Source organism: Enterobacter sp. PTB (assembly GCF_051130085.1).
GTDB lineage: Bacteria > Pseudomonadota > Gammaproteobacteria > Enterobacterales > Enterobacteriaceae > Enterobacter > Enterobacter ludwigii.
On the sequence record NZ_JBDKEE010000002.1, the window covers coordinates 89,281 to 112,042 of the forward strand.

At 54.1% G+C, this 22,762-nt stretch carries 25 protein-coding genes and 1 pseudogene; 17 read left to right on the forward strand and 9 right to left on the reverse strand.

From position 1 onward, the window contains the following. Nucleotides 1–28 precede the first annotated feature (28 nt). Entirely contained in the window at nucleotides 29–211 is a 183-nt protein-coding gene (gene ynaL / locus AAIR21_RS02585; RefSeq protein ID WP_020882481.1) for a proline-rich small protein YnaL, read from the forward strand. A gap of 27 nt (nucleotides 212–238) precedes the next feature. Next, nucleotides 239–1,612 (forward strand): ATP-dependent RNA helicase DbpA, encoded by a 1,374-nt coding sequence (dbpA, locus tag AAIR21_RS02590; RefSeq protein ID WP_014170312.1) that lies wholly within the window; start codon nucleotides 239–241, stop codon nucleotides 1,610–1,612. Nucleotides 1,613–1,662: 50 nt separating this feature from the next. On the opposite strand, the gene ttcA is transcribed toward dbpA, so the two are convergent. Beyond that, complete coding sequence (gene ttcA / locus AAIR21_RS02595; protein ID WP_138013879.1) at nucleotides 1,663–2,598, reverse strand: tRNA 2-thiocytidine(32) synthetase TtcA; 936 nt, start codon at nucleotides 2,596–2,598, stop codon at nucleotides 1,663–1,665. Between the two features lie 141 nt (nucleotides 2,599–2,739). After that, a pseudogene (locus AAIR21_RS02600) lies at nucleotides 2,740–2,856 on the reverse strand (site-specific integrase); the annotation flags it as partial. Between the two features lie 90 nt (nucleotides 2,857–2,946). On the opposite strand from AAIR21_RS02600, the gene AAIR21_RS02605 reads away from it, so the two are divergent. From AAIR21_RS02605 to AAIR21_RS02625, 5 genes are all read left to right on the forward strand, one after another. After that, a complete protein-coding gene (locus tag AAIR21_RS02605; protein WP_020884005.1) occupies nucleotides 2,947–3,291 on the forward strand; it encodes a DUF1294 domain-containing protein in 345 nt (114 codons plus the stop codon). 144 nt (nucleotides 3,292–3,435) lie between these two features. Beyond that, the gene (locus tag AAIR21_RS02610) at nucleotides 3,436–3,885 is read left to right on the forward strand and encodes a hypothetical protein (RefSeq protein WP_025204100.1); all 450 of its coding nucleotides are present in this window, start codon (nucleotides 3,436–3,438) and stop codon (nucleotides 3,883–3,885) included. A 134-nt stretch (nucleotides 3,886–4,019) separates the two neighbouring features. Further along, nucleotides 4,020–4,217 (forward strand): hypothetical protein, encoded by a 198-nt coding sequence (locus tag AAIR21_RS02615; RefSeq protein WP_014170281.1) that lies wholly within the window; start codon nucleotides 4,020–4,022, stop codon nucleotides 4,215–4,217. Between the two features lie 3 nt (nucleotides 4,218–4,220). Continuing rightward, a complete protein-coding gene (locus tag AAIR21_RS02620) occupies nucleotides 4,221–4,634 on the forward strand; it encodes a GFA family protein (protein ID WP_020884007.1) in 414 nt (137 codons plus the stop codon). A 69-nt stretch (nucleotides 4,635–4,703) separates the two neighbouring features. Next, nucleotides 4,704–4,781, forward strand: a complete 78-nt coding sequence (locus AAIR21_RS02625) for a hypothetical protein (protein WP_223263916.1) — start codon at nucleotides 4,704–4,706, stop codon at nucleotides 4,779–4,781. A gap of 58 nt (nucleotides 4,782–4,839) precedes the next feature. Here the strand turns inward: AAIR21_RS02625 and AAIR21_RS02630 are convergent, their stop codons facing one another. The 3 genes from AAIR21_RS02630 to nifJ all read right to left on the reverse strand — a co-directional run bounded on the left by AAIR21_RS02630 (nucleotide 4,840) and on the right by nifJ (nucleotide 10,216). Next, the gene (locus AAIR21_RS02630; protein WP_063934306.1) at nucleotides 4,840–5,046 is read right to left on the reverse strand and encodes a hypothetical protein; all 207 of its coding nucleotides are present in this window, start codon (nucleotides 5,044–5,046) and stop codon (nucleotides 4,840–4,842) included. A 143-nt stretch (nucleotides 5,047–5,189) separates the two neighbouring features. After that, a complete protein-coding gene (gene ompC / locus AAIR21_RS02635; RefSeq protein ID WP_032680921.1) occupies nucleotides 5,190–6,299 on the reverse strand; it encodes a porin OmpC in 1,110 nt (369 codons plus the stop codon). 392 nt (nucleotides 6,300–6,691) lie between these two features. Beyond that, nucleotides 6,692–10,216, reverse strand: a complete 3,525-nt coding sequence (gene nifJ, locus AAIR21_RS02640; RefSeq protein ID WP_183516325.1) for a pyruvate:ferredoxin (flavodoxin) oxidoreductase — start codon at nucleotides 10,214–10,216, stop codon at nucleotides 6,692–6,694. 273 nt (nucleotides 10,217–10,489) lie between these two features. On the opposite strand from nifJ, the gene AAIR21_RS02645 reads away from it, so the two are divergent. Beyond that, the gene (locus AAIR21_RS02645; RefSeq protein ID WP_014170276.1) at nucleotides 10,490–10,756 is read left to right on the forward strand and encodes a putative hemolysin; all 267 of its coding nucleotides are present in this window, start codon (nucleotides 10,490–10,492) and stop codon (nucleotides 10,754–10,756) included. Here AAIR21_RS02645 and hslJ read toward each other — a convergent pair whose 3' ends face one another. From hslJ to AAIR21_RS02665, 4 genes are all read right to left on the reverse strand, one after another. Next, complete coding sequence (gene hslJ / locus AAIR21_RS02650) at nucleotides 10,757–11,194, reverse strand: heat shock protein HslJ (RefSeq protein ID WP_014170275.1); 438 nt, start codon at nucleotides 11,192–11,194, stop codon at nucleotides 10,757–10,759. Between the two features lie 126 nt (nucleotides 11,195–11,320). After that, on the reverse strand, nucleotides 11,321–11,449 hold the full coding sequence (locus AAIR21_RS02655) for a DUF2474 domain-containing protein (protein WP_014170274.1): 129 nt from the start codon (nucleotides 11,447–11,449) through the stop codon (nucleotides 11,321–11,323). Continuing rightward, nucleotides 11,449–12,459 carry a cytochrome d ubiquinol oxidase subunit II gene (gene cydB / locus AAIR21_RS02660; protein ID WP_086532467.1) on the reverse strand — a complete coding sequence of 337 codons (1,011 nt, stop codon included), beginning with the start codon at nucleotides 12,457–12,459 and terminating at the stop codon, nucleotides 11,449–11,451. The genes AAIR21_RS02655 and cydB overlap by 1 nt, the downstream gene beginning before the upstream one ends. Continuing rightward, nucleotides 12,459–13,859, reverse strand: a complete 1,401-nt coding sequence (locus AAIR21_RS02665; RefSeq protein ID WP_032680924.1) for a cytochrome ubiquinol oxidase subunit I — start codon at nucleotides 13,857–13,859, stop codon at nucleotides 12,459–12,461. Before AAIR21_RS02665 ends, cydB begins: the two co-directional genes overlap by 1 nt. 394 nt (nucleotides 13,860–14,253) lie before the next feature. Here AAIR21_RS02665 and ymcF point away from each other — a divergent pair, with 394 nt between their 5' ends. The 9 genes from ymcF to AAIR21_RS02710 all read left to right on the forward strand — a co-directional run bounded on the left by ymcF (nucleotide 14,254) and on the right by AAIR21_RS02710 (nucleotide 22,747). Then, nucleotides 14,254–14,442, forward strand: coding sequence for a cold shock small protein YmcF (ymcF, locus tag AAIR21_RS02670; RefSeq protein ID WP_020884014.1), 189 nt, complete (start codon nucleotides 14,254–14,256; stop codon nucleotides 14,440–14,442). A gap of 82 nt (nucleotides 14,443–14,524) precedes the next feature. Continuing rightward, entirely contained in the window at nucleotides 14,525–15,934 is a 1,410-nt protein-coding gene (locus AAIR21_RS02675; protein ID WP_183516326.1) for a PLP-dependent aminotransferase family protein, read from the forward strand. 273 nt (nucleotides 15,935–16,207) lie between these two features. Continuing rightward, on the forward strand, nucleotides 16,208–17,353 hold the full coding sequence (gene ydcS, locus AAIR21_RS02680; protein WP_020884016.1) for a putative ABC transporter substrate-binding protein YdcS: 1,146 nt from the start codon (nucleotides 16,208–16,210) through the stop codon (nucleotides 17,351–17,353). A gap of 15 nt (nucleotides 17,354–17,368) precedes the next feature. Further along, complete coding sequence (locus tag AAIR21_RS02685; RefSeq protein ID WP_020884017.1) at nucleotides 17,369–18,382, forward strand: ABC transporter ATP-binding protein; 1,014 nt, start codon at nucleotides 17,369–17,371, stop codon at nucleotides 18,380–18,382. A 43-nt stretch (nucleotides 18,383–18,425) separates the two neighbouring features. Further along, nucleotides 18,426–19,328: an ABC transporter permease gene (locus tag AAIR21_RS02690; protein WP_181216550.1), complete on the forward strand. Its 903-nt coding sequence runs from the start codon at nucleotides 18,426–18,428 to the stop codon at nucleotides 19,326–19,328. Continuing rightward, a complete protein-coding gene (locus tag AAIR21_RS02695; protein WP_032680927.1) occupies nucleotides 19,318–20,124 on the forward strand; it encodes an ABC transporter permease in 807 nt (268 codons plus the stop codon). The genes AAIR21_RS02690 and AAIR21_RS02695 overlap by 11 nt, the downstream gene beginning before the upstream one ends. 24 nt (nucleotides 20,125–20,148) lie before the next feature. Then, nucleotides 20,149–21,573, forward strand: coding sequence for an aminobutyraldehyde dehydrogenase (gene patD / locus AAIR21_RS02700; RefSeq protein ID WP_032678249.1), 1,425 nt, complete (start codon nucleotides 20,149–20,151; stop codon nucleotides 21,571–21,573). A gap of 155 nt (nucleotides 21,574–21,728) precedes the next feature. Beyond that, nucleotides 21,729–21,902 carry a GhoT/OrtT family toxin gene (locus tag AAIR21_RS02705; RefSeq protein ID WP_032670341.1) on the forward strand — a complete coding sequence of 58 codons (174 nt, stop codon included), beginning with the start codon at nucleotides 21,729–21,731 and terminating at the stop codon, nucleotides 21,900–21,902. Nucleotides 21,903–21,988: 86 nt separating this feature from the next. After that, nucleotides 21,989–22,747, forward strand: coding sequence for an alpha/beta fold hydrolase (locus tag AAIR21_RS02710; RefSeq protein ID WP_151887456.1), 759 nt, complete (start codon nucleotides 21,989–21,991; stop codon nucleotides 22,745–22,747). Nucleotides 22,748–22,762 lie beyond the last annotated feature (15 nt).

The window sequence follows — 22,762 nt, forward strand, 5'->3', positions numbered from 1 at the left end:
GGGACGTCAGTAAAACCTGGAGGGAATGATGAGCATCTTACTCGCTCTGCAACTGCAGTATTCACGTCAGTCCGATCCGATCCCCACCGATCCGACACCGATGCCCGATCCTGTTCCGCGTCCGCAACCGATGCCTGACCCGCCGCCCGATGAAGAACCGATTAAATTGTCGCATCGAACCCCGAGATCTGCGAGGATACGCGCCATCTGACCGCAAAGATGACCACGAGAGACTATTGTGACCGCTTTTTCAACCCTGAATGTACTGCCCGCCGCCCAACTCGATAACCTCAACGAGTTGGGATACCTCACCATGACGCCTGTTCAGGCGGCCGCATTGCCCGCCATTCTTGAGGGGCGTGATGTACGCGTTCAGGCTAAAACAGGGAGCGGAAAAACGGCGGCTTTCGGTCTGGGTCTGCTACAGCATATTGATGCTGCGCTGTTTCAGACGCAGTCTCTGGTGCTGTGCCCAACCCGCGAACTGGCGGACCAGGTCGCGGGCGAGCTGCGTCGTCTGGCGCGATTCCTGCCTAATACTAAGATTTTAACCCTCTGTGGCGGACAACCGTTTGGCGCACAGCGTGATTCGCTTCAGCATCCACCACACATCATTGTGGCGACGCCTGGCCGACTGCTCGACCACCTGCAAAAAGGTACGGTCTCGCTGGATGCATTACACACGCTGGTCATGGATGAAGCAGACCGGATGCTGGATATGGGCTTTAGCGATGCTATCGATGAAGTGATCCGTTTCGCGCCTGCAGACCGTCAGACGCTGTTATTTTCGGCGACCTGGCCTGAAGCGATCGCCGCAATCAGTGGCCGCGTGCAGAAAAATCCGCTCACCATCGAAATTGACAGTGTTGATGCGCTGCCTGCTATCGAGCAGCAGTTTTATGAAACGTCCCAGCATGGAAAAATCGCGCTCCTGCAGAAGGTGCTCAGTCAGCATCAGCCCGCTTCCTGCGTGGTGTTCTGTAACACCAAAAAAGATTGTCAGGCGGTCTGTGACGCCCTGAATGCCGCAGGTCAGAGCGCGTTATCGTTGCATGGCGATCTGGAACAGCGCGATCGCGATCAGACGCTGGTCCGTTTCGCCAACGGCAGCGCCCGCGTGCTGGTTGCCACCGACGTGGCGGCGCGCGGTCTGGATATTAAATCGCTTGAGCTGGTCGTGAACTACGAGCTGGCATGGGATCCTGAAGTACACGTTCACCGTATCGGCCGTACTGCGCGTGCCGGAAACAGCGGTCTGGCCATCAGTTTCTGCGCACCGGAAGAGGCGCAGCGCGCCAATATTCTGTCTGAAATGCTGCAGATTAAGCTTAACTGGGTGAATGCACCGGGCAACGTCAGTCTCGTTCCGCTGGAAGCCGAAATGGCAACGCTGTGTATTGATGGCGGTAAAAAAGCCAAGATGCGTCCGGGTGATGTGCTCGGTGCGCTGACCGGAGACGTGGGGCTGGATGGGGCGGATATCGGCAAGATTGCGGTACATCCTGCACATGTTTATGTTGCTGTTCGCCAGTCGGTTGCCCATAAGGCCTGGAAACAGCTGCAGAACGGGAAAATCAAGGGTAAAACCTGTCGCGTTCGTCTGCTGAAATAAGGTTTAAACGCGTCTCAGACGGTGGTCTGAGACGCGTTTGCATTATTCCACTATTTCACTTCCACGACATTCAGGCGCAGTTCTTCAAACTGATTGTCATCTTCTTCTGGCTGCCAGCCAGCAGGTTTCACGGGGATCTCTTCCCGGTCAAACGCCAGATCGCCGCCATTCACCACTTCCGACTCATGGTTGATACCTTTGAAATCGAAAAGCTCAACGTCCGCGAGGTGAGAAGGCACCACGTTCTGCATCGCGCTGAACATGGTTTCGATACGGCCCGGGTAGCGTTTGTCCCAGTCACGCAGCATGTCACCAATCACCTGACGCTGCAGGTTCGGCTGAGAGCCGCACAGGTTACATGGAATGATCGGGAACCCTTTGGCCTGAGAGAACCGCTCGATATCTTTCTCGCGGCAGTAGGCAAGCGGGCGGATCACAATGTGTTTGCCGTCATCGCTCATCAGTTTTGGCGGCATGCCTTTCATCTTGCCGCCGTAGAACATGTTCAGGAACAGCGTCTGCAGGATATCGTCGCGGTGATGGCCGAGTGCGATTTTGGTTGCACCCAGTTCTGTCGCGGTACGGTACAGGATGCCGCGGCGAAGACGAGAGCAGAGCGAGCAGGTGGTTTTGCCTTCCGGGATCTTCTCTTTCACAATCCCGTAGGTATTTTCTTCTACGATTTTGTACTCAACGCCCAGTTTTTCCAGGTATTCCGGCAGAATGTGTTCCGGGAAACCAGGCTGCTTTTGATCGAGGTTAACCGCCACCAGCGAAAACTTCACCGGCGCGCTTTGCTGAAGATTACGCAGGATCTCCAGCATGGTGTAACTGTCTTTACCACCTGACAGGCAGACCATAATGCGGTCGCCTTCTTCAATCATATTGAAGTCTGCAATGGCTTCACCAACGTTACGGCGCAGACGCTTTTGCAGTTTGTTCAGGTTGTATTGCTCTTTCTTATTAATTTCTTGATTTTGTTGCATTTAATCTGTACTCAAATTTCAAATGGGGCACCAGTGGGGCAAACGGTTTAGAGGGGCAGCTTCTGTCAGCATTGCCCTCTCTTTGCTGTTCATCTCTTCACTCTATGAAGCTTAGATTTCAAACACCCTCTGCGCATTTTAGTGCCCCATCTGACTGGCAATAAAAGACGGGTCAGCGCCTGCGGTTAACCACCAGCATGCGAAAGTGTGCCGTGTATGGTACGGATTGTTGCGCCGAATGCCAGCACGTTTTACAGGATTTTGAATTGTGGACGGCAGCAACCTTGCTTTGTGATATCGCGTATAATGCGGCTTCGACATACTCTGAACATTCCAGTGGCTTGTGCTATGACCCTCAATCGCTTTTGTTATTTGCTTCTGTTGATCGCCGCAATCGGAAGTCTATTCACCTCGCATCCGTTCATCCTGTGGCTCCTGCTTATCAACGTACTGACGTTAGCGATGTATGGCGCCGACAAAATGGCGGCGCGAAGGGCCATGCGCAGAGTGCCGGAAGCCACACTGCTGGTATTTGGCCTTATCGGCGGATGGCCCGGGGCGATTATAGGTCAGCAACTGTTTCGCCATAAAACGCAAAAGCAGCCCTTCAAAACCTACTTCATTGTCAGTGTCATCGTCAGTATTTCAGCGATGGTGGCGGTGTACCAACTCTTTCCTGTTTTAACGTACTGAGCGTGTACAAACGGAATGCAATAACGCGCTGACCACGGTAGATAACTAAAAACGACTGCCAATAGTAGTAGGAATATTCTTAAGGTGTTGCTGTTTTTTGCACGATCTGAATAATGTGTGCAACGACACGGATGACAACATCTCATGAAAATTCAAACTATTACACTGGCAATGCTGGTGGTCGTTTCTGCGCCTTCGAGGTCAGCTTTTCAGGAACGGGAATATAATACCTGGTATATAAAAAATGCTGTTCTTTACGATATGACCCAGACTTCAGACGGTTTCCCGGTCATGTTGAGCATCTCTCAGCCTGAGCGGAAATCAGCAAATTTGCTGGTCTCCTATATCACCGAAGGGCGCTGTGACGGGACCCGCCAAGAACTTAGCGTGAATGGCAAAGTGCTTCCGGCCACGTATTATTGTGTTCAGGTCGGGCAGAACCGGATAGAGCATTTTTCGGTGAAAGATGCGCAGAGCGTTAACGGCATGGTTAACCATCTGAAATCGGATTTTACCTTACTTCTTCAAAACGACATCAAGGTCTGGGCTGCGAACATTAATGCGCCCAAATACGGCCTCGCGCCGCGATTCTGACACGTACACCTCGACCTCATCGCCTGTTAGCGTAGGGGTTACGCCCTGTATCACAGAATAAATAGCATCCGTGACAACGCCACGTTTTACCACAATCCTGCTACGCTTTTTGTGTTGTACAAGGGAGCACAAACATGAAGAACAAAGATGAACAAACGGGATTAGTGGGACTGGCAATTGGTGCCGCCGTTATCGGTCTTGTTTCAGCACAGCAACCCATCCATCGAGACAGTATTGTGAGTGAACTGGTCAGACTCGGCAGACAGAAAGGCGATGGCGTTGAAGACGAGGTTTTCGTTAAGGCTGCCGAGCTCGTGAGAAAGGGGGTGTAACCGATGGCTGATATTCGTCATGCACAGTGCCATTGTGGCGCGGTGGCGTTTACCGTTGAACTTTCAGACGGATTAAATACCGCCCGGCGCTGCAGCTGCTCTTTTTGCCGGATGCGGGGCGCCGTGGTGGTCTCGGCACCGCTGTCAGGCATTACCGTAACAAAAGGGGCGGATAAGCTCACGGAATATCGTTTTAACACAGGAACAGCCCGCCATTTCTTCTGCTCGGTCTGCGGGATTTATACCTTCCATCAGCGGCGTTCAAATCCCAACGAATACGGCGTGAATGTGGCCTGTTTTGAAAATGTGACCCCCTTTGATTTTGCCGAAGTGGCGGTGATGGACGGCGTTAATCATCCCGCGGATGGCGACAGCGGGGTTTTCGGCTACCTCTCTTTTCGTCAAAAAGAAGCATAACTGCCGCCTGGCCAGATTTTAACAATGCGGCCTATAGTGGGGAGTGGGTATCCGAAACAGGAGAGAAATATGCTGTATGTTGAGAAAGACGATCCGCGTGAGGCGCCTGAGTCAGGTGATAAAAAGCCTCAGCCGGTCAAAAAATAGTCCGTTGATACGTTTCCCGCCACCGGCCCTGCTGGTGGCGTATTGTTTGGGGGAAACCTTAACTGCCATCCAGATGGTTCAACAGCGCGCCGAGATGCCCAACGACACCACCAAAATCAAAAATTAACGCCATCCATATAATCGCCAGAAGGGTAAGTACGGCAACTGATACACGACCAAACAATGCAGTTATCCTTAATGAAGCAAAGTCTATAAGGTGAGTGTACACGGGTTTCTTTAAACTTACCCTTAACGACACCGTCATAAATTTTCCTTTTGAGATGATTCACACATTCACTGAGCCGACAGGCGCGAAGAGAGGGAAATATGATGGGAGAGAAGAGGAGGGCTGGCTTCAGGCGTCGCAACGAAAATAACGAGCCCGCATCACGATGCGGGCTCTTGGGATCAGAACTGGTAAACCAGACCTAATGCAACGACATCATCCGTGCTAATGCCGTTATTTTTGTAGAAACTGTCATCTTCATCCAACAGGTTGATTTTATAATCAACGTAGGTGGACATGTTTTTGTTGAAGTAGTAGGTTGCGCCTACGTCAGCATATTTAACCAGATCCTGATCGCCCTGACCGTTGGCCAGGTCTTTACCTTTAGACTGCAGATAAGAAATTGCCGGGCGCAGGCCGAAGTCGAACTGATATTGCGCGGTCACTTCAATGTTTTGCGTTTTATTGGCCACGGCATCCGTATTATCGCCATAAGGGGTCATATTGCGGGTTTCAGAATACATTGCCGCCAGATAAATATTGTTGGCGTCATATTTCAGGCCTGCAGTCCAGGCATCCGCTTTATCACCACCGGCAGTGGTATTCATCACCTGCTCGTTGGTACGGTCAGAAGAGGTATAGGCAGCACCCGCGCTGATACCCATGCCAAAGTCATAGGTGGTGGAGATACCGAAGCCGTCACCGTTCTCATGGCGCGTGTCGCGACCATTGTTGGTGCCTTCCTGGTTGTTGCTGGCATCTTCGTTCTTACCCTGATACTGGAGGGCAAAGTTCAGACCCTGTACCAGACCATAGAAGTCAGTGTTACGGTAGGTTGCGACCCCGTTGGCACGGCCAGTCATAAAGTTGTCTGCATTGGTGTAAGAGTCACCACCGAATTCAGGCAACATATCGGTCCAGCCTTCCACGTCGTACAGAACGCCGTAGTTACGACCGTAATCGAAGGAGCCATAGTCACCGACTTTAATACCGGCGAAGGCCAGACGCGTCCATGACTGGTTATCAGACCCTTCAGTGTTATTGGCCTGGATGTTGTATTCCCACTGGGCGTAACCGGTCATCATGTTATTGATCTGGGTTTCACCCTTGAAGCCCAGACGCATGTAAGTTTGATCGCCATCTTTAGAGGCATCGTCGGAGAAGTAATGCAGACCATCTACTTTTCCGTACAGATCTAATTTGTTGCCGTCTTTATTATAAATTTCTGCAGCATGCGCAGCGCCAGCCATTAACAGCGCTGGAATCATCAGGGCCAGTACTTTTCTTTGCATTTTGGAATTCCTTTGCAGTTGTTTTTATTTAATTACGTATTGAACTTTCCGCACGAGAAAGCTGTCTCATGCTAAATCACTCCTGACCAAGAATAATAAAATATAATTGTTACGAGTTAAGTTAATTCTTAACCGGATTATGCGACGGAAATAGTCATTGGTTTTATGAATGATTTAAAGCTAATCATATTAAATAAAAATTATTAATTGCCCCTTAAATCAGATAATCTCAGCGGCGTTATATGCCTTTAAGATTTTTCATCCATAATTTATGTGAATGTCATTTAGTGAATTAACGTGATATTCATTAATTATCTGGACTCGCCCGGTGTGAATACATCGGGCTTTTTTTATGGCAAAAAAATGCCCGGACAAGCCGGGCAGAGGGAGAGTCAGTCGCGGGTGGGTTTTTCCGCTTTTCCGGCCATTTGCGCCAGGAAATCATACCGTTTTTGCAGATCGGCGGCGGCATCTTTCCACAATTGCTCGGCCACCTCTGGTTGTTGCGCGTTGAGGCGACGGAAACGTTGTTCCTGCATTAACGTTTCGGCCAGCGCATCGGAAGGCGGACGTGAATCCAGCGCCAGAGGCAATTTACCTTCATCGGCGCGGCGCGGGTCGAACCGGTAGAGCGGCCAGAAACCGGTTGCGGTCAGCTGGCGCATCTGATCGTGGCTGAGTGCCAGGTCGTAGCCATGCTCTTCACACGGGCTGTAGGCAATGATCAGCGACGGACCCGGGTAGGCTTCCGCTTCCTGAATGGCTTTCACCGTCTGGTTCAGCTGCGCGCCCAGCGAGATTTGCGCGACATACACATGGCCGTACATCATCATGCTGACGCCGAGATCTTTACGCGCCTTGCGCTTGCCGTGTTCACCAAACTTAGTTACTGCGCCAAGCGGGGTAGCTTTTGACGCCTGGCCACCGGTGTTGGAATAGCACTGCGTATCCAGAACCAGAATGTTGACGTTTTCGGTAAGGCTTAACACGTGATCCAGCCCGCCAAAGCCGATGTCATACGCCCAGCCGTCACCGCCAATCAGCCAGATTGATTTTTCCACCAGCGCGTCAGCGTCGGTCAACAGCTGCCCGGCACCTTCTACGCACTGCAGAGCGTTGCGCAGTTCCGCAACCTGCTCACGACGACGTTCTGGCGTTGCATCGGCGTGCAACGCCTCATTCAGCTCCGCCGGGATGTGGCCGGCAAACTGTTCCAGTAACCGCATCACGCGTGCGCGGTGCTGGTCAACGGTCAGACGGAAGCCCAGACCAAACTCGGCGTTATCCTCAAACAACGAGTTCGCCCATGCCGGACCGCGGCCATGGGCGTCGGTGGTGTACGGCGTGGAAGGCAGATTACCGCCATAGATTGATGAACAGCCCGTGGCGTTAGCGATCAACATTCTGTCGCCGTACAGTTGCGTGAGCAGCTTGATATACGGTGTTTCACCGCAGCCAGAGCAGGCGCCTGAATACTCGAACAGCGGAGTAATGAGCTGCGAGGTACGAATATCAATACGCTCCAGCGTGCTGCGGTCGATCTCCGGCAGGTTCAGGAAGAAGTCATAATTTACCTTCTCTTCTTCGACATGCTCGAGGCGCGACATCATATTGATGGCTTTGATGTCCGGATCCTGACGAGCTTTCGCCGGACAGACCTCAACGCACAGATTACATCCGGTGCAATCTTCCGGAGCGACCTGCAGAACATACTTCTGTCCGCGCATATCACGGGATTTCACATCAAGTGAATGCAGGCTGGCCGGGGCGTCTTCCATCGCTTCCGGGGAGACCACTTTGGCACGAATGGCCGAGTGCGGGCAGGCTGCTACGCAGTGGTTGCACTGGGTACACAGCTCCTCTTTCCAGATGGGGATTTCTTCGGCGATGTTGCGTTTTTCCCAGCGCGTGGTGCCCATCGGCCAGGTGCCATCCGGTGGCAGCGCGGAGACGGGAAGGGCATCACCCAGCCCGGCCAGCATGGCTGCCGTCACGGTTTTCACGAAATCCGGTGCCGCGTCAGAAACCACCGGTGGACGGTTCGGGCTGGACGCATCAACCGCTTGCAGCGGTACTTCAAATAAAGACTCGCGTGCCAGCGCCAGCGCCTGCCAGTTACGCTCGACCAGCACCTGACCTTTACTGCTGTAGCTTTTGGCAATCGCCCCCTGCAGTTCCATTAGCGCGCTGTCTCCCGGCAGGATCTGCGTCAGGTGGAAGAAGGCCATTTGCATCACGGTGTTGATTCGCGCGGCAAGGCCACACTCGCGGGCAATTTTTGCAGCGTTAATGACGTAGAAGCGGGCTTTTTTCTGGTTCAGCACCGCCTGCACTTCCTGCGGCAGCCGCGACCAGACTTCATCCACGCTGTATGGCGTATTGAGCAGGAAAATACCGCCCGGTTTCAGGCGCTCTGCCATCTGGTACTTATCGATGAACTGCAGCTGGTGACAGCCCACAAAATCAGCCTGCGAGATAAGGTATGCCGAGCGGATAGGGTGCTCGCTGACGCGCAGGTGGGAAACGGTCAGCCCGCCTGCTTTTTTGGAGTCGTAGACAAAATACCCCTGGGCATACCACGACGTGGAGTTCCCGATGATCTTAATGTTGTTCTTGGTCGCGGAGACGCTACCGTCGCTGCCCAGCCCATAAAACAGCGCCTCAAGTTTTGCGGTGGAAGGCAGCGTGTTTTCCGGCAGGGGCAGAGAGAGGTTGGTCACGTCATCATAAATACCGACGGTAAAGCGCGGTTTTGGTTTAGCCTCGCTCAGCTCATTAAACACCGCCAGCACACAGTCCGGGCCAAACTCTTTGGAGGACAACCCATAGCGACCCCCGATCACGCGCGGCAGTGTTTCGCGCTCACCGCAATTAAACGCTTCAGCCAGCGCGGACATGACGTCCAGATACAGAGGTTCTGCGTGGGCGCCAGGCTCTTTAGTGCGATCGAGCACCGCCACGGTGCGCGCACTTTCCGGCAGTGCCGAGAGCAAATGTCGCGCGGAAAACGGCCGGTAGAGCCGCACTTTGAGCACGCCGATTTTTTCACCACGGGTCAGCAGTTCATCCACTACCTCTTCACAGGTGCCAATGGCTGACCCCATGAGCACAATGACCCGTTCCGCCTGCGGATGACCGTAGTATTCAAACGGTTTGTATTGCCGTCCGGTGGCCGCGGCAAAATCATCCATCGCCTGCTCAACGTGATCATAAACGGCGTTGTACCACGGGTTCGTTGCTTCCCGGGACTGGAAATAGGTATCCGGGTTGGCCGATGTCCCGCGGATCACCGGGTGTTCCGGGTTCAGCGCACGGGCGCGATGTGCGTCGATTTCCGCCTGCGGCAGAAGATTGAGGAGGGTGTCGTCAGCCAGCGGAACGATTTTATTGATTTCGTGAGAGGTACGAAAACCATCAAAGAAATGAATAAAGGGCACGCGACTCTTCAGCGTCGCCATATGCGAAATTAACGCGAAGTCCTGTGCTTCCTGAACGCTGCTGGCGCACAGCATGGCGCAACCGGTCTGGCGGACGGCCATCACGTCTGAGTGATCGCCAAAGATGGAGAGGGCGTGTGTCGCAACGGTTCGTGCGGCAACGTGAAGCACAAACGGGGTGAGTTGTCCTGCCAGTTTATAGAGCGTCGGGATCATCAACAATAATCCCTGCGACGACGTGAATGACGTCGACAGAGCACCGGTCTGCAGCGCCCCGTGGACGGTCGCGATAGCGCCAGCCTCAGACTGCATTTCCACGACTCTTGGGACGTCGCCCCAGACGTTTTTCAGTCCGTTGCCCGCCCAGGCATCGGCCTGTTCGGCCATCGTAGAACTTGGCGTAATTGGGTAGATGGCGATAACTTCACTGGTGCGAAACGCGACGGACGCGACTGCACCATTACCGTCAATAGTTTGCATAGGACAACACCCTTACATTGCGCAAAAAAAGGAGCCCGAAAAAAACACAACGGGTTTTGAATATTATTCCCTTAGTTTAGCAAAGGTCGGATTTTACGATTTTCGCTTTTGTGTCCTCGGTATTCTCGACATCAATGAGTAGATCAATCTTTTGGCGAAAAAATTGCGAGAAATTGTTTCAGGAGCGCATAAATACGCACTTTCGCTCTCGACGACACGGCATGTGATGCCTATTATGCATAGGTTTCGCATTATTAATGGGGGAGAGAGAGCATGCGTTCAGCATTTTGGGTCGGGTGTGCCGCGTTATTATTATCGGCATGCAGCAGTGAACCTGTTCAGCAGGCAACGGCGGCACACGTAACGCCGGGAATGAAAGCGGCGATGTCCAGCTCCGGACAAGCCAACTGCGCGATGATTGGCGGCTCGCTGTCTGTTGCCCGCCAGCTTGACGGCTCAGCTATCGGGATGTGCGCATTGCCAAACGGCAAACGCTGCAGTGAACAGTCGCTTGCCGTAGGATCCTGCGGAAACTACTGATTACTCCGCACGCTTAAACATTAGCGTTTTATCGGCTGTCGCCAGCGTTAACTGGTCTTCAGTCAGGTCGACCTGCGCCCCTTTGCGCAGCATGTCGCCAATGGCCTGATCCAGTTCGTTTAACTGTGGTTCGGTACAGAGCTTGCGCGTCATGGCGAGCGTTTTGACCTTGAGCTCACCTTCGGACAATTTCCCCTGTCCGTTAAACGTGTTACACATCACGCCGGAAACGCTAATGTTATTAACCAGACTGATATCAGACAGGGCTTTGAAGCTGATCTCTGGTTGCGTTGTCGTGGCCTTAACGGCTTTCCCGTCCACATTCTCCAGCACAAAACGGTGGCTCTTAAGTTGGTCCGGCTGAACGGAGGCTTTACCAGGATTAACGCACCCGGTGAGGACAAGACTGATAACACTTAACGCAATGAGCTTTTTCATTTTTCTTCTCAGACGATAGATACTGTGAATCTTTTTTCAGTGTAACGATACTCTGCCGTGCGTTAATGGGGTTTATCTGAAAGTGCGGGCGGGTACCGGGCAACGTTGGCGTTGCCCGCAATACGATCAGTGCGACTTAAACCCTGCGGCCGTCATTAACATGCGAAAGAGCATACTGACCGCCGCCAGTGCCAGTACGCTGCCGCCCCAGATAATGGCCAGCCACATGACTCTTTTCCAGAAAGGTTGTTGCATCAGTGATAACCCTCTCCATGCTGTACTTTTCCGCGAAACACGTAGTAACTCCAGAAGGTGTAGACCAGAATCACGGGAATGATCAACAACGCGCCCACCAGCATAAAGCCCTGGCTTTGTGTCGGAGCCGCCGCCTGCCAGAGCGTGATTGACGGGGGAATAATGTGCGGCCAGATGCTGATCCCAAGTCCGCTAAAGCCGAGAAAAATCAGCCCTAACGTCAGGATAAACGGCAGATGATGGCTCTCTGGGTTCTTCAGGCAACGCCACTGACACAGGCTCAGGATCACCACCAGCGCCGGCACGGGCAGCAGGAAGAAGAGATTCGGCAGGGTAAACCAGCGCGCGGCGATGGCCGGCTGCGCCAGTGGCGTCCAGAGGCTGATTACTGCAATGAATACCAGAAACAGGGTCAGGAGCGTTCTGGATACCCGTCGCATTCGCTGTTGCAGCGCGTTTTCGCTTTTCATCACCAGCCATGTCGAGCCTAACAGCGCGTAGGCCACCACCAGACCTGCGCCGCAGAACAGGTTAAAAACGGTCAGCCAGTCGAACGGTCCGCCACTGTAGGCACGCCCGGTGACGCTAAAGCCGTTAATCACCGCGCCCACCGTCATGCCCTGGGTAAAGGTCGCCAGGATCGAGCCGCCAATAAACGCTTTATCCCAGAAAGGGCGGTGTGCCGGCGTGGCTTTAAAACGAAACTCAAATGCCACGCCCCGGAAAATAAGTCCGATCAGCATTAACGTCAGCGGAATAGTGAGGGCATCAATAATGACCGCATAGGCCAGCGGAAATGCGCCAAACAGCGCTGCACCGCCGAGCACCAGCCAGGTTTCATTGCCGTCCCAGACCGGCGCAACGCTGTTCACCATCACATCGCGATCGTCGGCATCAGGCGTAGCCGGGAACAGGATACCTATCCCCAGGTCAAAACCATCCATCACGATATACATCAGCGTGGCAAAGACGATGATAACAAACCAGATAATGGAAAGATCGATACCCATTATGGTTGCTCCTTATGTTCAGTAGTAACGGCAGAAAGCGGGCGTGCGGGACGTCCATCGGACTCGGTGGCAAACGATTCATGAGGCTGAGGTCCTTTTTTAATCAGGCGGACCATATAGCTGTAACCCACGCCAAATACGGAGGTGTAGACGACGAAGAAGGCCAGCAGACTCACGCTCATATGCAAGTCACCATGCGCAGAAACCGCATCCTTTGTTCGCTGAAGCCCGTAGACGACCCACGGCTGGCGGCCCACTTCGGTAGTGACCCATCCGGCCAGGATGGCAATCAGCCCGGTGGGTCCCATCAGGAGGGCAAACCACAGGAAGGGACGCGAAGCGTACACGCGCTTTTTATAACGTAACCAGAGCGCCGTTACCCCAAGCAACAGCATCAGCATGCCTAAGCCCGCCATAATGCGGAATGACCAGAAGACGATGGTGGAATTTGGCCGGTCTTCCTTTGGAAATTCTTTCAGTGCCGGAACCTGTTTGTCGAGGCTGTGCGTCAGAATAAGGCTGCCAAGCGCCGGGATCTCCAGCCCAAAGCGGGTGCGCTCCTGTTCCATATCCGGCCAGCCAAACAGCAGCAGCGGGGTGGGTTCACCCGGTGGGTTCTCCCAGTGGCCTTCAATGGCTGCTATTTTGGCGGGCTGGTGCTTCAGGGTGTTCAACCCGTGCATATCACCCACCATCGCCTGAAGGGGAGCCACAATCAGGGTCATCCACAGCGCCATGGAAAACATCGCGCGGATGGCGGGGGTGTTGTTTCCGCGCAGCAAATGCCAGGCTGCGGATGCGCCGACAAACAGGGCGCTACTCAGGAAGGCCGCTATCGACATATGCAGCAGGCGATACGGGAAGGAGGGGTTAAACACCACGGCAAACCAGTCTACCGGCACCACCTGTCCGTTGACGATTTCAAAGCCCTGTGGCGTCTGCATCCAGCTGTTTGATGAGAGGATCCAGAAGGTTGAGATAATGGTCCCCAGTGCCACCATACAGGTTGCAAAGAAATGCAGACCCGGCCCGACTTTATTCCAGCCGAACAGCATAACGCCGAGGAATCCTGCCTCGAGGAAGAAGGCAGTAAGCACTTCGTAGGTCAGGAGCGGGCCGGTAATACTGCCGGCAAATTGTGAAAACCCACTCCAGTTGGTCCCAAACTGGTAGGCCATGACCAGCCCGGAGACCACGCCCATACCGAAGTTAACGGCAAAAATCTTCGACCAGAAATGGTACAGCGAACGCCAGACCGGGTTTTTGGTTTTCAGCCACAGGCCTTCTAGCACAGCGAGATAACTCGCCAGACCGATGGTAATAGCCGGGAAAATAATGTGGAAGGATACGGTAAAGGCAAACTGTATCCGTGCAAGATGAAAAGCATCTAAACCAAACATGCACAACCTCAATGTCAAACGGTGTGCTGTTATGGTATAGGGGCGAAATAACGAGTATCAGACGCAGAAAAGCGAAATTTACCTATAACAGTTCATGAAAACATCACGCTTTGCACATCTGATATAGCTTGCGTGAAAGAATAAAAAAATTATTTTTATGATATTTATGCATTAAACAGCTTGCCTTGTTATCAACAACATGCGTTAATGACTCTCTGGGTTTGAGTCCAAATAAACATCTGACGTAGTTTTATAAAGCAGTTCTCATCACGTTGTGCCTCTCCGCAGCCTCTCTTGGGTCTTTTTCTACACTCCGATTAGTTTTTGTTTCAAACCACTATCGCCTGAAGGGCCCATTAAGCAATTAACGTTTTTACGTTTACAGGAGAATCCTATGACTTCTTATATCCATTTCCGCTGCCCATGCTGCCATGGTTCGCAGTACCGTACCTCAGCTTTTGATGTGTCTGAGAAAAACCCGTTCGGTGCAAAATGCATTTTTTGCAAATCGTCGATGATTACCCTCGATCATCTGGCCGCTGCCCGCCACGCTCAGCGTAACGTCACCGAACTGCGTAAGTAATGCATCTGGCTAACTATAACAGTTAGCAAAATCTTCTCTTTTTCTCCTGCTGATATACACTGTCGGTCATAAGGAGAATCTGATGAAAAAATACCAGCGTCTGGCGCAACAAATTATCTCGCAGATCGAGCTTGGCGTATGGTTGCCGGGCGATAAGCTGCCTTCTCTGCGAGAGCAGGTCGCGAGCAGCGGCATGAGTTTTATGACCGTGGGCCACGCGTATCAGATGCTGGAAAGCCAGGGGCGTATCGTCGCCAGGCCGCAGTCGGGCTATTACGTTGCCTCGCGCCCGACCGCCCACCAACCTGCGCCGCCTGCCCAGGTGATGCGGGACGAAGTGGTAGATATCAACACCTATATCTTCGACGTATTACAGGCCAGCCGCGACCCGTCGGTGGTTCCTTTCGCTTCTGCCTTCCCCGACCCCCGGCTTTTCCCGCTGCAGCAACTTAACCGTTCGCTGGCCAATGTCAGTAAAACCGCCACAGCAATGAGCGTAATTGAAAACCTGCCTCCAGGTAACGTTGACCTTCGCCACGCCATTGCCCGCCGCTATGCGCAGCAGGGAATGAATATCTCGCCGGATGAGATTGTCATTACCGCAGGCGCACTCGAAGCCCTGAATCTTAGCCTGCAGGCCGTTACCGAGCCTGGTGACTGGGTGATTGTCGAAAACCCCTGTTTCTATGGTGCACTGCAGGCGCTTGAACGCCTGAAACTCAAAGCGCTGTCGGTGGCGACGGACGTCCGCGAAGGGATCGATCTGAATGCGCTTGAGCAGGCGCTCAATGAGTATCCGGTCAAAGCCTGCTGGCTCATGACCAACAGTCAAAATCCCCTCGGCTTCACGCTCAGCGCAGAGAAAAAAGCGCACCTGGTCGCGCTTCTCGCCAGGCACAACGTCACCCTGATCGAAGATGATGTCTACAGCGAACTCTATTTTGGCCGGGAGAAACCCCTGCCAGCGAAAGCCTGGGATCGTGACGATATGACGCTGCACTGCTCGTCCTTCTCGAAATGTCTGGTGGCGGGGTTTCGCATCGGATGGGTGGCGGCAGGTAAACATGCGCGACGCATTCAGCAGCTACAGCTGATGAGCACCTTATCGACCAGTTCACCCATGCAGCTGGCGCTGGTGGATTACCTGGCGACAAAACGCTATGACGCCCATCTTCGCCGCCTGCGCCGCACGCTGGCCGAACGCAAACAGCAGGCGTGGCAGTCGCTTTTGCGCCATATGCCGGCAGGCGTCAAAATTCATCACAACGACAGCGGCTATTTTTTGTGGCTGGAACTCCCGGCGCAGCTGGATGCCGGGCTGCTGAGCGAGAAAGCGCTAACGCACCACATCAGTATTGCCCCCGGTAAGATGTTTTCGACCTCTGACGCCTGGACACCGTTCTTCCGGTTTAATACCTCCTGGGCGTGGGGGGAGCGGGAAGAACAGGCTGTGATTCAGTTAGGGAAATTAATTAGCAGCATGCTCGAATAATAATCTCCGCACCTTTCTAAAATAATCATTCCTTATCCTGATGGCGGTAGGGCGAATATTCCGCAGTACCGCATCATAGGAAATCTGCATACCGCCTCTCAACGCTAACTCCTTGTCTATAATCCAGTTAACGGGGAATGCGCCCTCGGTCACACCTTGATGAAATTTCTTTAAGCCGCACGGTGCGGCGCATTTGCGCGGTCTACGTTTAATAAGGGAGATATTTTTACGGCACGGCTGCCGCTAAATTTCATTGCGACAGGAGTAATTCTTATGAGCAAAAAATTTGCCCGCAGCAGCCTGTGCGCGCTCGGCATGACCCTCATGACAGCGCACGCCGCAGAGCCACCGAAGGCAATCGGCGACGGGGAAGGACGACTGGATATTATTGCCTGGCCCGGGTACATCGAACGGGGACAAACCGATAAAAATTATGACTGGGTCACGCAGTTCGAAAAAGAGACCGGCTGCGCGGTGAACGTTAAAACCGCGGCCACCTCGGATGAAATGGTTAGCCTGATGGCGAAAGGCGGATACGATCTGGTCACTGCCTCGGGCGATGCCTCACTGCGCCTGATCATGGGGAAACGCGTTCAGCCGATTAACCCCGACCTTATCCCAAACTGGAAAACTCTCGACCCGCGGATCGTCAAAGGTGAATGGTTTAACGTCGGCGGCAACGTCTACGGCACGCCGTATCAGTGGGGGCCAAACCTGCTGATGTACAACAGCAAAACGTTCCCGACGCCGCCGGACAGCTGGAGCGTCGTCTTTACGAAACAGAATTTACCTGACGGTAAAACCAATCAGGGCCGCGTGCAGGCCTATGATGGCCCGATTTACATCGCCGATGCGGCGCTGTTTGTCAAAGCCACGCAGCCGCAGCTGGGTATCACCGACCCGTACCAGCTAACAGAAAAACAGTATGCCGCCGTACTGAAGGTATTGCGTGACCAGCATGCGCTGATCCACCGCTACTGGCATGACACCACCGTTCAGATGAGCGACTTTAAAAATGAAGGCGTAGTGGCCTCCAGCGCCTGGCCCTATCAGGCCAATGCCCTGAAAGCGGAGAACCAGCCTGTCGCCACTGTTTTCCCGAAAGAAGGGGTAACCGGCTGGGCGGACACCACCATGCTGCACGCGCAGGCCAAGCACCCGATGTGCGCCTACAAATGGATGAACTGGTCGCTGACGCCTAAAGTGCAGGGCGATCTGGCGGCCTGGTTTGGCTCGCTGCCCGTGGTACCGGAAGGGTGTAAAGCCAGCACATTGCTCGGCGATAAAGGCTGCGAAACGAACGGCTACAACTATTTCGACAAAATCATGTTCTGGAAAACCCCGATTGCAGAAGGCGGCAAATTCGTTCCTTACAGCCGCTGGACACAGGATTACATCGCCATCATGGGCGGCCGTTAATCGCAGGAGCAGAACATGACGTACGCAGTAGAGTTTAATGACGTTTCCCGTCTGTACGGTGACGTGCGGGCGGTGGATGGGGTCACCATTGCTATTCATGACGGAGAGTTTTTCTCCATGCTGGGGCCTTCGGGCTCCGGCAAAACCACCTGCCTGCGTCTGATAGCCGGTTTTGAGCAGCTGTCAGGCGGCGCAATCAAAATCTTCGGTAAAGAGGCGAGCGCACTTCCCCCCTGGGAACGCGATGTGAATACCGTGTTCCAGGATTATGCGTTGTTCCCGCATATGTCGATCCTCGACAACGTCGCGTACGGGCTCATGGTCAAAGGTATCGACAAGAAAACGCGGCATGCGCAGGCGCGTCAAGCGCTGGAAAAAGTGGGACTAAGCTTTGCTGTCACGCGTAAGCCTTCGCAGCTTTCCGGCGGGCAACGTCAACGTGTCGCCATCGCGCGGGCGCTGGTCAATGAACCCCGGGTATTGCTGCTGGATGAACCGCTCGGCGCGCTCGATCTTAAACTGCGTGAGCAGATGCAGTTCGAGCTGAAAAAGCTGCAGCAGGAGCTCGGCATCACCTTTATTTTCGTCACTCACGATCAGGGGGAAGCCCTGTCGATGTCTGACCGGGTCGCGGTTTTCAATAATGGCCGCATTGAGCAAGTCGACACCCCGCGCGATCTCTATATGCGTCCAGGAACGCCCTTCGTGGCGAGCTTTGTCGGGACCTCAAACGTGTTTGACGCCGGTATGGCACACAACGTGTGCGGGATGGAAGGCATCTATTCTTTACGACCGGAACATATTCGCCTCAATGAGAGCGGTGAGGTTCAGGTTGAGGGCGTGGTGCAGGCAGTACAGTATCAGGGGGCGGCAACGCGACTTGAACTAAAACTCGCTGACGGTGCAAAACTGCTGGTCAGCCAGGCCAATTTTAGCGATGCCGCAACGCTGAGCGGCGTGACGCCGGGGCAGGCGGTGATGGCGTCGTGGTCACGTGATGCCATGGTTCGCCTGCAAGAGGAGAGGTGACATGAACACGCATGTCGCGCCGCCTCCTGCCCACCGTAGCCGCATGAGCCGCCTTACCGCACTGTTCTGGCGTAAGCCATCGCTTGGGCTGTTCCTGCTGCTGCTCGCGCCGCTAATGTGGTTTGGCATCGTTTATCTGGGATCGCTTCTCACGCTTTTATGGCAAGGGTTTTATACCTTTGACGATTTCACCATGGCGGTCACGCCGGAACTGACGTTTGCCAATATCCTGGCGCTTTTTAATCCGGCAAACTATGACATCATCCTGCGTACGCTGATGATGGCCATTGCGGTGACCATCGCCAGCGCTATCCTCGCGTTTCCGATGGCCTGGTACATGGCACGTTACACCCGCGGCAAGTGGAAGGCGTTCTTCTATATTGCCGTGATGCTGCCAATGTGGGCCAGCTATATTGTTAAAGCCTATGCCTGGACGCTGCTGCTGGCGAAAGACGGGGTAGCGCAGTGGTTTCTGAGTCACCTGGGGCTGGAGCCGATCCTGACCGCGATCCTTACGCTACCGGCCATTGGCGGAAACACGCTTTCTACCTCCGGGCTGGGGCGTTTTCTGGTGTTCGTCTATATCTGGCTGCCGTTTATGATCCTGCCGGTACAGGCGGCGCTGGAGCGGCTGCCCGCGTCGTTACTGCAGGCTTCAGCCGATCTCGGCGCGCGACCACACCAGACTTTTCGTTACGTCGTTTTGCCGCTGGCAATCCCGGGCATTGCCGCAGGGTCAATCTTCACTTTTTCCCTGACGCTGGGCGATTTCATTGTTCCACAGCTGGTGGGGCCGCCGGGGTACTTTATTGGCAATATGGTCTATTCCCAGCAGGGCGCTATCGGCAATATGCCCATGGCCGCGGCCTTCACCCTGGTACCAATTGTCCTCATCTCGCTTTATCTGGCGTTCGTGAAACGTCTGGGAGCATTCGATGCACTCTGAACGCGCACCGTTGTTCCTCAAAGTGGCAGCCTGGGGAGGCGTTATCTTCCTTCATTTCCCGCTGCTGATTATTGCGACCTACGCCTTTAACACCGAAGACGCCGCGTTCAGTTTTCCGCCGCAGGGGTTGACCTTGAAGTGGTTCACCGTGGCCGCAGGGCGTGGCGACATCATTGAATCAGTGACGTTGTCACTTCAAATCGCTGCGCTGTCGACGGCTATCGCGCTGGTGCTTGGCACGCTTGCTGCAGCGGCGCTGTGGCGAAGCGCGTTTTTTGGCAAAAATGCGATCTCGCTGTTGCTGCTGTTGCCGATTGCGTTACCGGGGATTATCACCGGTCTGGCGCTGTTGACGGCATTTAAAACCATTGACCTTGAGCCGGGTTTTTTCACCATCGTGGTCGGTCACGCCACGTTCTGCGTGGTGGTGGTGTTTAACAACGTGATTGCCCGTTTCAGACGCACCTCCTGGAGTCTGGTCGAGGCGTCAATGGATCTGGGGGCCGACGGCTGGCAAACCTTCCGTTACGTGGTCCTGCCGAATCTCGGTTCGGCGTTGCTGGCCGGGGGGATGCTGGCGTTTGCACTCTCGTTTGACGAAATCATCGTCACAACATTTACCGCGGGACACGAGCGCACGTTACCGCTGTGGTTGCTTAATCAGCTCGGGCGTCCGCGCGACGTGCCGGTCACCAACGTCGTCGCATTGCTGGTGATGCTGGTCACAACCCTACCCATTCTGGGAGCCTGGTGGCTAACCCGCGACGGCGAAAACAGTGCCGGAAGCGGGAAATAACATTGATTTCAACAGGACAATGCTATGCAAACACAACTGCTGATAAATGGTGAACTGGTCGCCGGGGACGGGGAAAAACAGCCGGTCTATAACCCTGCCACCGGAGAGGTACTTCTGGAGATTGCTGAAGCGTCAGCAGCGCAGGTCGACGCGGCGGTCCAGGCCGCCGATCGCGCATTCATTGAATGGGGACAAACCACGCCTAAAACGCGTGCCGAGTGCCTGCTGAAGCTGGCTGACGTGATTGAAGCCCACGGCGAAGAATTTGCCCGTCTCGAATCGCTCAATTGCGGTAAGCCGCTGCACTGTGCGTTGGGAGATGAAATTCCGGCTGTGGTCGACGTTTTCCGCTTCTTTGCCGGCGCCGCCCGCTGCCTGAACGGGCTGGCCGCCGGCGAATATCTTGACGGTCACACATCGATGATACGCCGCGATCCGGTGGGCGTGGTCGCCTCCATTGCGCCATGGAACTATCCGTTGATGATGGCGGCATGGAAGCTGGCACCCGCGCTGGCCGCGGGTAACTGTGTGGTGATCAAACCTTCGGAGATTACCCCACTGACGGCCCTCAAGCTGGCGGAACTGGCGAAAGACATCTTCCCGGCAGGCGTTCTGAACGTTCTGTTTGGCCGCGGAAAAACGGTCGGCGATCCGCTGACCGGCCACGAAAAGGTGCGTATGGTGTCGCTCACCGGTTCTATTGCCACCGGCGAACATATTATTGGACACACGGCGTCCTCGATTAAACGCACCCATATGGAGCTGGGCGGCAAAGCCCCGGTTATCGTTTTCGACGACGCCGATCTTGATGCGGTTGTTGAAGGGGTACGTACTTTCGGTTTCTACAATGCCGGGCAGGATTGTACGGCAGCCTGTCGTATTTATGCGCAGAAAGGCGTTTGTGCCGCGCTGGTGGAAAAACTGGGTGCCGCGGTGGCGAGCCTGAAAATGGGTGCGCCGGAGGAGGAAACCACCGAGCTGGGCCCGCTCAGTTCCGAAGCCCATCTTTCACGCGTCTGTAAGGCGGTTGATGAGGCTAAAGCCCTGAGCCATATTCGCGTGGTGACCGGCGGCAGCAAAAAAGAGGGGGCAGGCTACTATTTCCAGCCAACCCTTCTGGCAGGGGCAAAACAGGACGATGCTATCGTTCAGCGTGAAGTGTTTGGCCCGGTTGTAAGTGTCACCGAGTTTGATGACGAAGCGCAGGTGCTGGCATGGGCGAACGATTCGCAGTACGGCCTGGCGTCATCGGTCTGGACCCGCGATGTAGGGCGTGCCCACCGGATGAGCGCGCGTCTGCAGTACGGCTGCACCTGGGTTAATACCCATTTTATGCTGGTGAGCGAAATGCCGCACGGCGGGATGAAGTTATCCGGCTACGGCAAAGATATGTCGGTGTACGGCCTTGAAGATTATACCGTTGTTCGCCACGTGATGATAAAGCACTAAGCCCCCATGCCCGGTCGCATTCAGCGCCGGGCATTCTCTCCTTTCAGTATATTATCCATAGTATTCAAATGGTTATTCTGTAACGAAAAAACTTGATCTGTATCAACATATAACGCATATTGCGTGCGGTTATTTTTTCGGCTCTGGTAAACAGAATGACGTTGTATCAAAAGATGTTGGTTTTTTACGCAATCATGGCTTCTGTCTGTGCATTAATTACCTGGTTCCTCTCTAAAGACCGCAAACGTATCCGACTGCTCAGTGCTTTTCTGGTGGGTTCAACCTGGCCAATGAGCTTTCCCGTTGCGCTGTTGATCTCGCTTTTCTGAAGCACGCTTCCCGTTTTAAAAGATGAACATAGCATTCCAGACACGAAGACTGTATAAATACACAGTGAATCGTTAAAGGAGTGCTTATGAACAGTTTTTACTCGCAGCAGGCCGGCTGCGTTGTGCGCTGGCACGATCTTCCCGGCTCTGGCGATCCTGTGGTGTTTATTCACGGGTTAGGCTGCGCCTCTTCTTATGAATATCCTCGTATCGTCTCTGACGCCCGGTTTGGTGCGCGCAGAGCCATTCTTATCGATCTCCCGGGCAGCGGTTACAGCGACAAACCCGTGCAGTATCGTTATCGCACCAGCGAGCAGGCGCGAGTGGTGGCTGAACTGTTGGACCATCTCAAACTCGATAGCTTCTGGCTATATGGTCATAGTATGGGTGGCAGCATTGCTATCGAGGCAGCAGGACTGATGGCGCCACGCGTAAAAGGGTTGATGGTGTCGGAACCCAATTTTCACGCCGGGGGGGGCATGTTCAGCCGCTCTATCGCTGCACAGACGGAACAACAGTTCCTGGAGCAGGGGTTTGATGCGCTGCTCAGTGCGGAAACCTCACCCTGGGCGGGCAGTCTGCAAAGCAATGCGCCGTATGCCGTGTGGCGTGGCGCGTCCAGCCTGGTGGAAGGGGTAGAGCCGGAATGGGAGGTTCAGTTTTTGTCTCTGCGCTGCCCGGTGACGTTGATTTTCGGCGAGTGGTCCCTGCCTGATGATGATGTGGACTCTCTGCAAAAGCGGGGCGTTGAAGTGAAAATCATCCCAGCGGCCGGACACTCCATGTCCTGGGAAAATCCGTCGGCACTGGCGCAGACGTTAGCAGAGTGTATGACCACGACCTGAAAGAATAGCCCGCAT

Excerpts from the sequence above, each read along its gene's own strand:
- hslJ (WP_014170275.1), bottom strand. The coding sequence starts at position 11,194 with ATGAAAAAGCTCATTGCGTTAAGTGTTATCAGTCTTGTCCTCACCGGG.
- AAIR21_RS02705 (WP_032670341.1), top strand. The coding sequence starts at position 21,729 with ATGACGTTGTATCAAAAGATGTTGGTTTTTTACGCAATCATGGCTTCT.
- AAIR21_RS02610 (WP_025204100.1), top strand. The coding sequence starts at position 3,436 with ATGAAAATTCAAACTATTACACTGGCAATGCTGGTGGTCGTTTCTGCG.
- AAIR21_RS02615 (WP_014170281.1), top strand. The coding sequence starts at position 4,020 with ATGAAGAACAAAGATGAACAAACGGGATTAGTGGGACTGGCAATTGGT.
- ompC (WP_032680921.1), bottom strand. The coding sequence starts at position 6,299 with ATGCAAAGAAAAGTACTGGCCCTGATGATTCCAGCGCTGTTAATGGCT.
- AAIR21_RS02695 (WP_032680927.1), top strand. The coding sequence starts at position 19,318 with ATGCACTCTGAACGCGCACCGTTGTTCCTCAAAGTGGCAGCCTGGGGA.
- AAIR21_RS02605 (WP_020884005.1), top strand. The coding sequence starts at position 2,947 with ATGACCCTCAATCGCTTTTGTTATTTGCTTCTGTTGATCGCCGCAATC.
- ttcA (WP_138013879.1), bottom strand. The coding sequence starts at position 2,598 with ATGCAACAAAATCAAGAAATTAATAAGAAAGAGCAATACAACCTGAAC.
- nifJ (WP_183516325.1), bottom strand. The coding sequence starts at position 10,216 with ATGCAAACTATTGACGGTAATGGTGCAGTCGCGTCCGTCGCGTTTCGC.
- AAIR21_RS02675 (WP_183516326.1), top strand. The coding sequence starts at position 14,525 with ATGAAAAAATACCAGCGTCTGGCGCAACAAATTATCTCGCAGATCGAG.
- AAIR21_RS02665 (WP_032680924.1), bottom strand. The coding sequence starts at position 13,859 with ATGTTTGGTTTAGATGCTTTTCATCTTGCACGGATACAGTTTGCCTTT.
- AAIR21_RS02690 (WP_181216550.1), top strand. The coding sequence starts at position 18,426 with ATGAGCCGCCTTACCGCACTGTTCTGGCGTAAGCCATCGCTTGGGCTG.
- AAIR21_RS02645 (WP_014170276.1), top strand. The coding sequence starts at position 10,490 with ATGCGTTCAGCATTTTGGGTCGGGTGTGCCGCGTTATTATTATCGGCA.
- AAIR21_RS02710 (WP_151887456.1), top strand. The coding sequence starts at position 21,989 with ATGAACAGTTTTTACTCGCAGCAGGCCGGCTGCGTTGTGCGCTGGCAC.
- AAIR21_RS02630 (WP_063934306.1), bottom strand. The coding sequence starts at position 5,046 with ATGACGGTGTCGTTAAGGGTAAGTTTAAAGAAACCCGTGTACACTCAC.
- AAIR21_RS02620 (WP_020884007.1), top strand. The coding sequence starts at position 4,221 with ATGGCTGATATTCGTCATGCACAGTGCCATTGTGGCGCGGTGGCGTTT.
- AAIR21_RS02625 (WP_223263916.1), top strand. The coding sequence starts at position 4,704 with ATGCTGTATGTTGAGAAAGACGATCCGCGTGAGGCGCCTGAGTCAGGT.
- patD (WP_032678249.1), top strand. The coding sequence starts at position 20,149 with ATGCAAACACAACTGCTGATAAATGGTGAACTGGTCGCCGGGGACGGG.
- ynaL (WP_020882481.1), top strand. The coding sequence starts at position 29 with ATGAGCATCTTACTCGCTCTGCAACTGCAGTATTCACGTCAGTCCGAT.
- AAIR21_RS02685 (WP_020884017.1), top strand. The coding sequence starts at position 17,369 with ATGACGTACGCAGTAGAGTTTAATGACGTTTCCCGTCTGTACGGTGAC.
- ymcF (WP_020884014.1), top strand. The coding sequence starts at position 14,254 with ATGACTTCTTATATCCATTTCCGCTGCCCATGCTGCCATGGTTCGCAG.
- AAIR21_RS02655 (WP_014170274.1), bottom strand. The coding sequence starts at position 11,449 with ATGCAACAACCTTTCTGGAAAAGAGTCATGTGGCTGGCCATTATCTGG.
- ydcS (WP_020884016.1), top strand. The coding sequence starts at position 16,208 with ATGAGCAAAAAATTTGCCCGCAGCAGCCTGTGCGCGCTCGGCATGACC.
- cydB (WP_086532467.1), bottom strand. The coding sequence starts at position 12,459 with ATGGGTATCGATCTTTCCATTATCTGGTTTGTTATCATCGTCTTTGCC.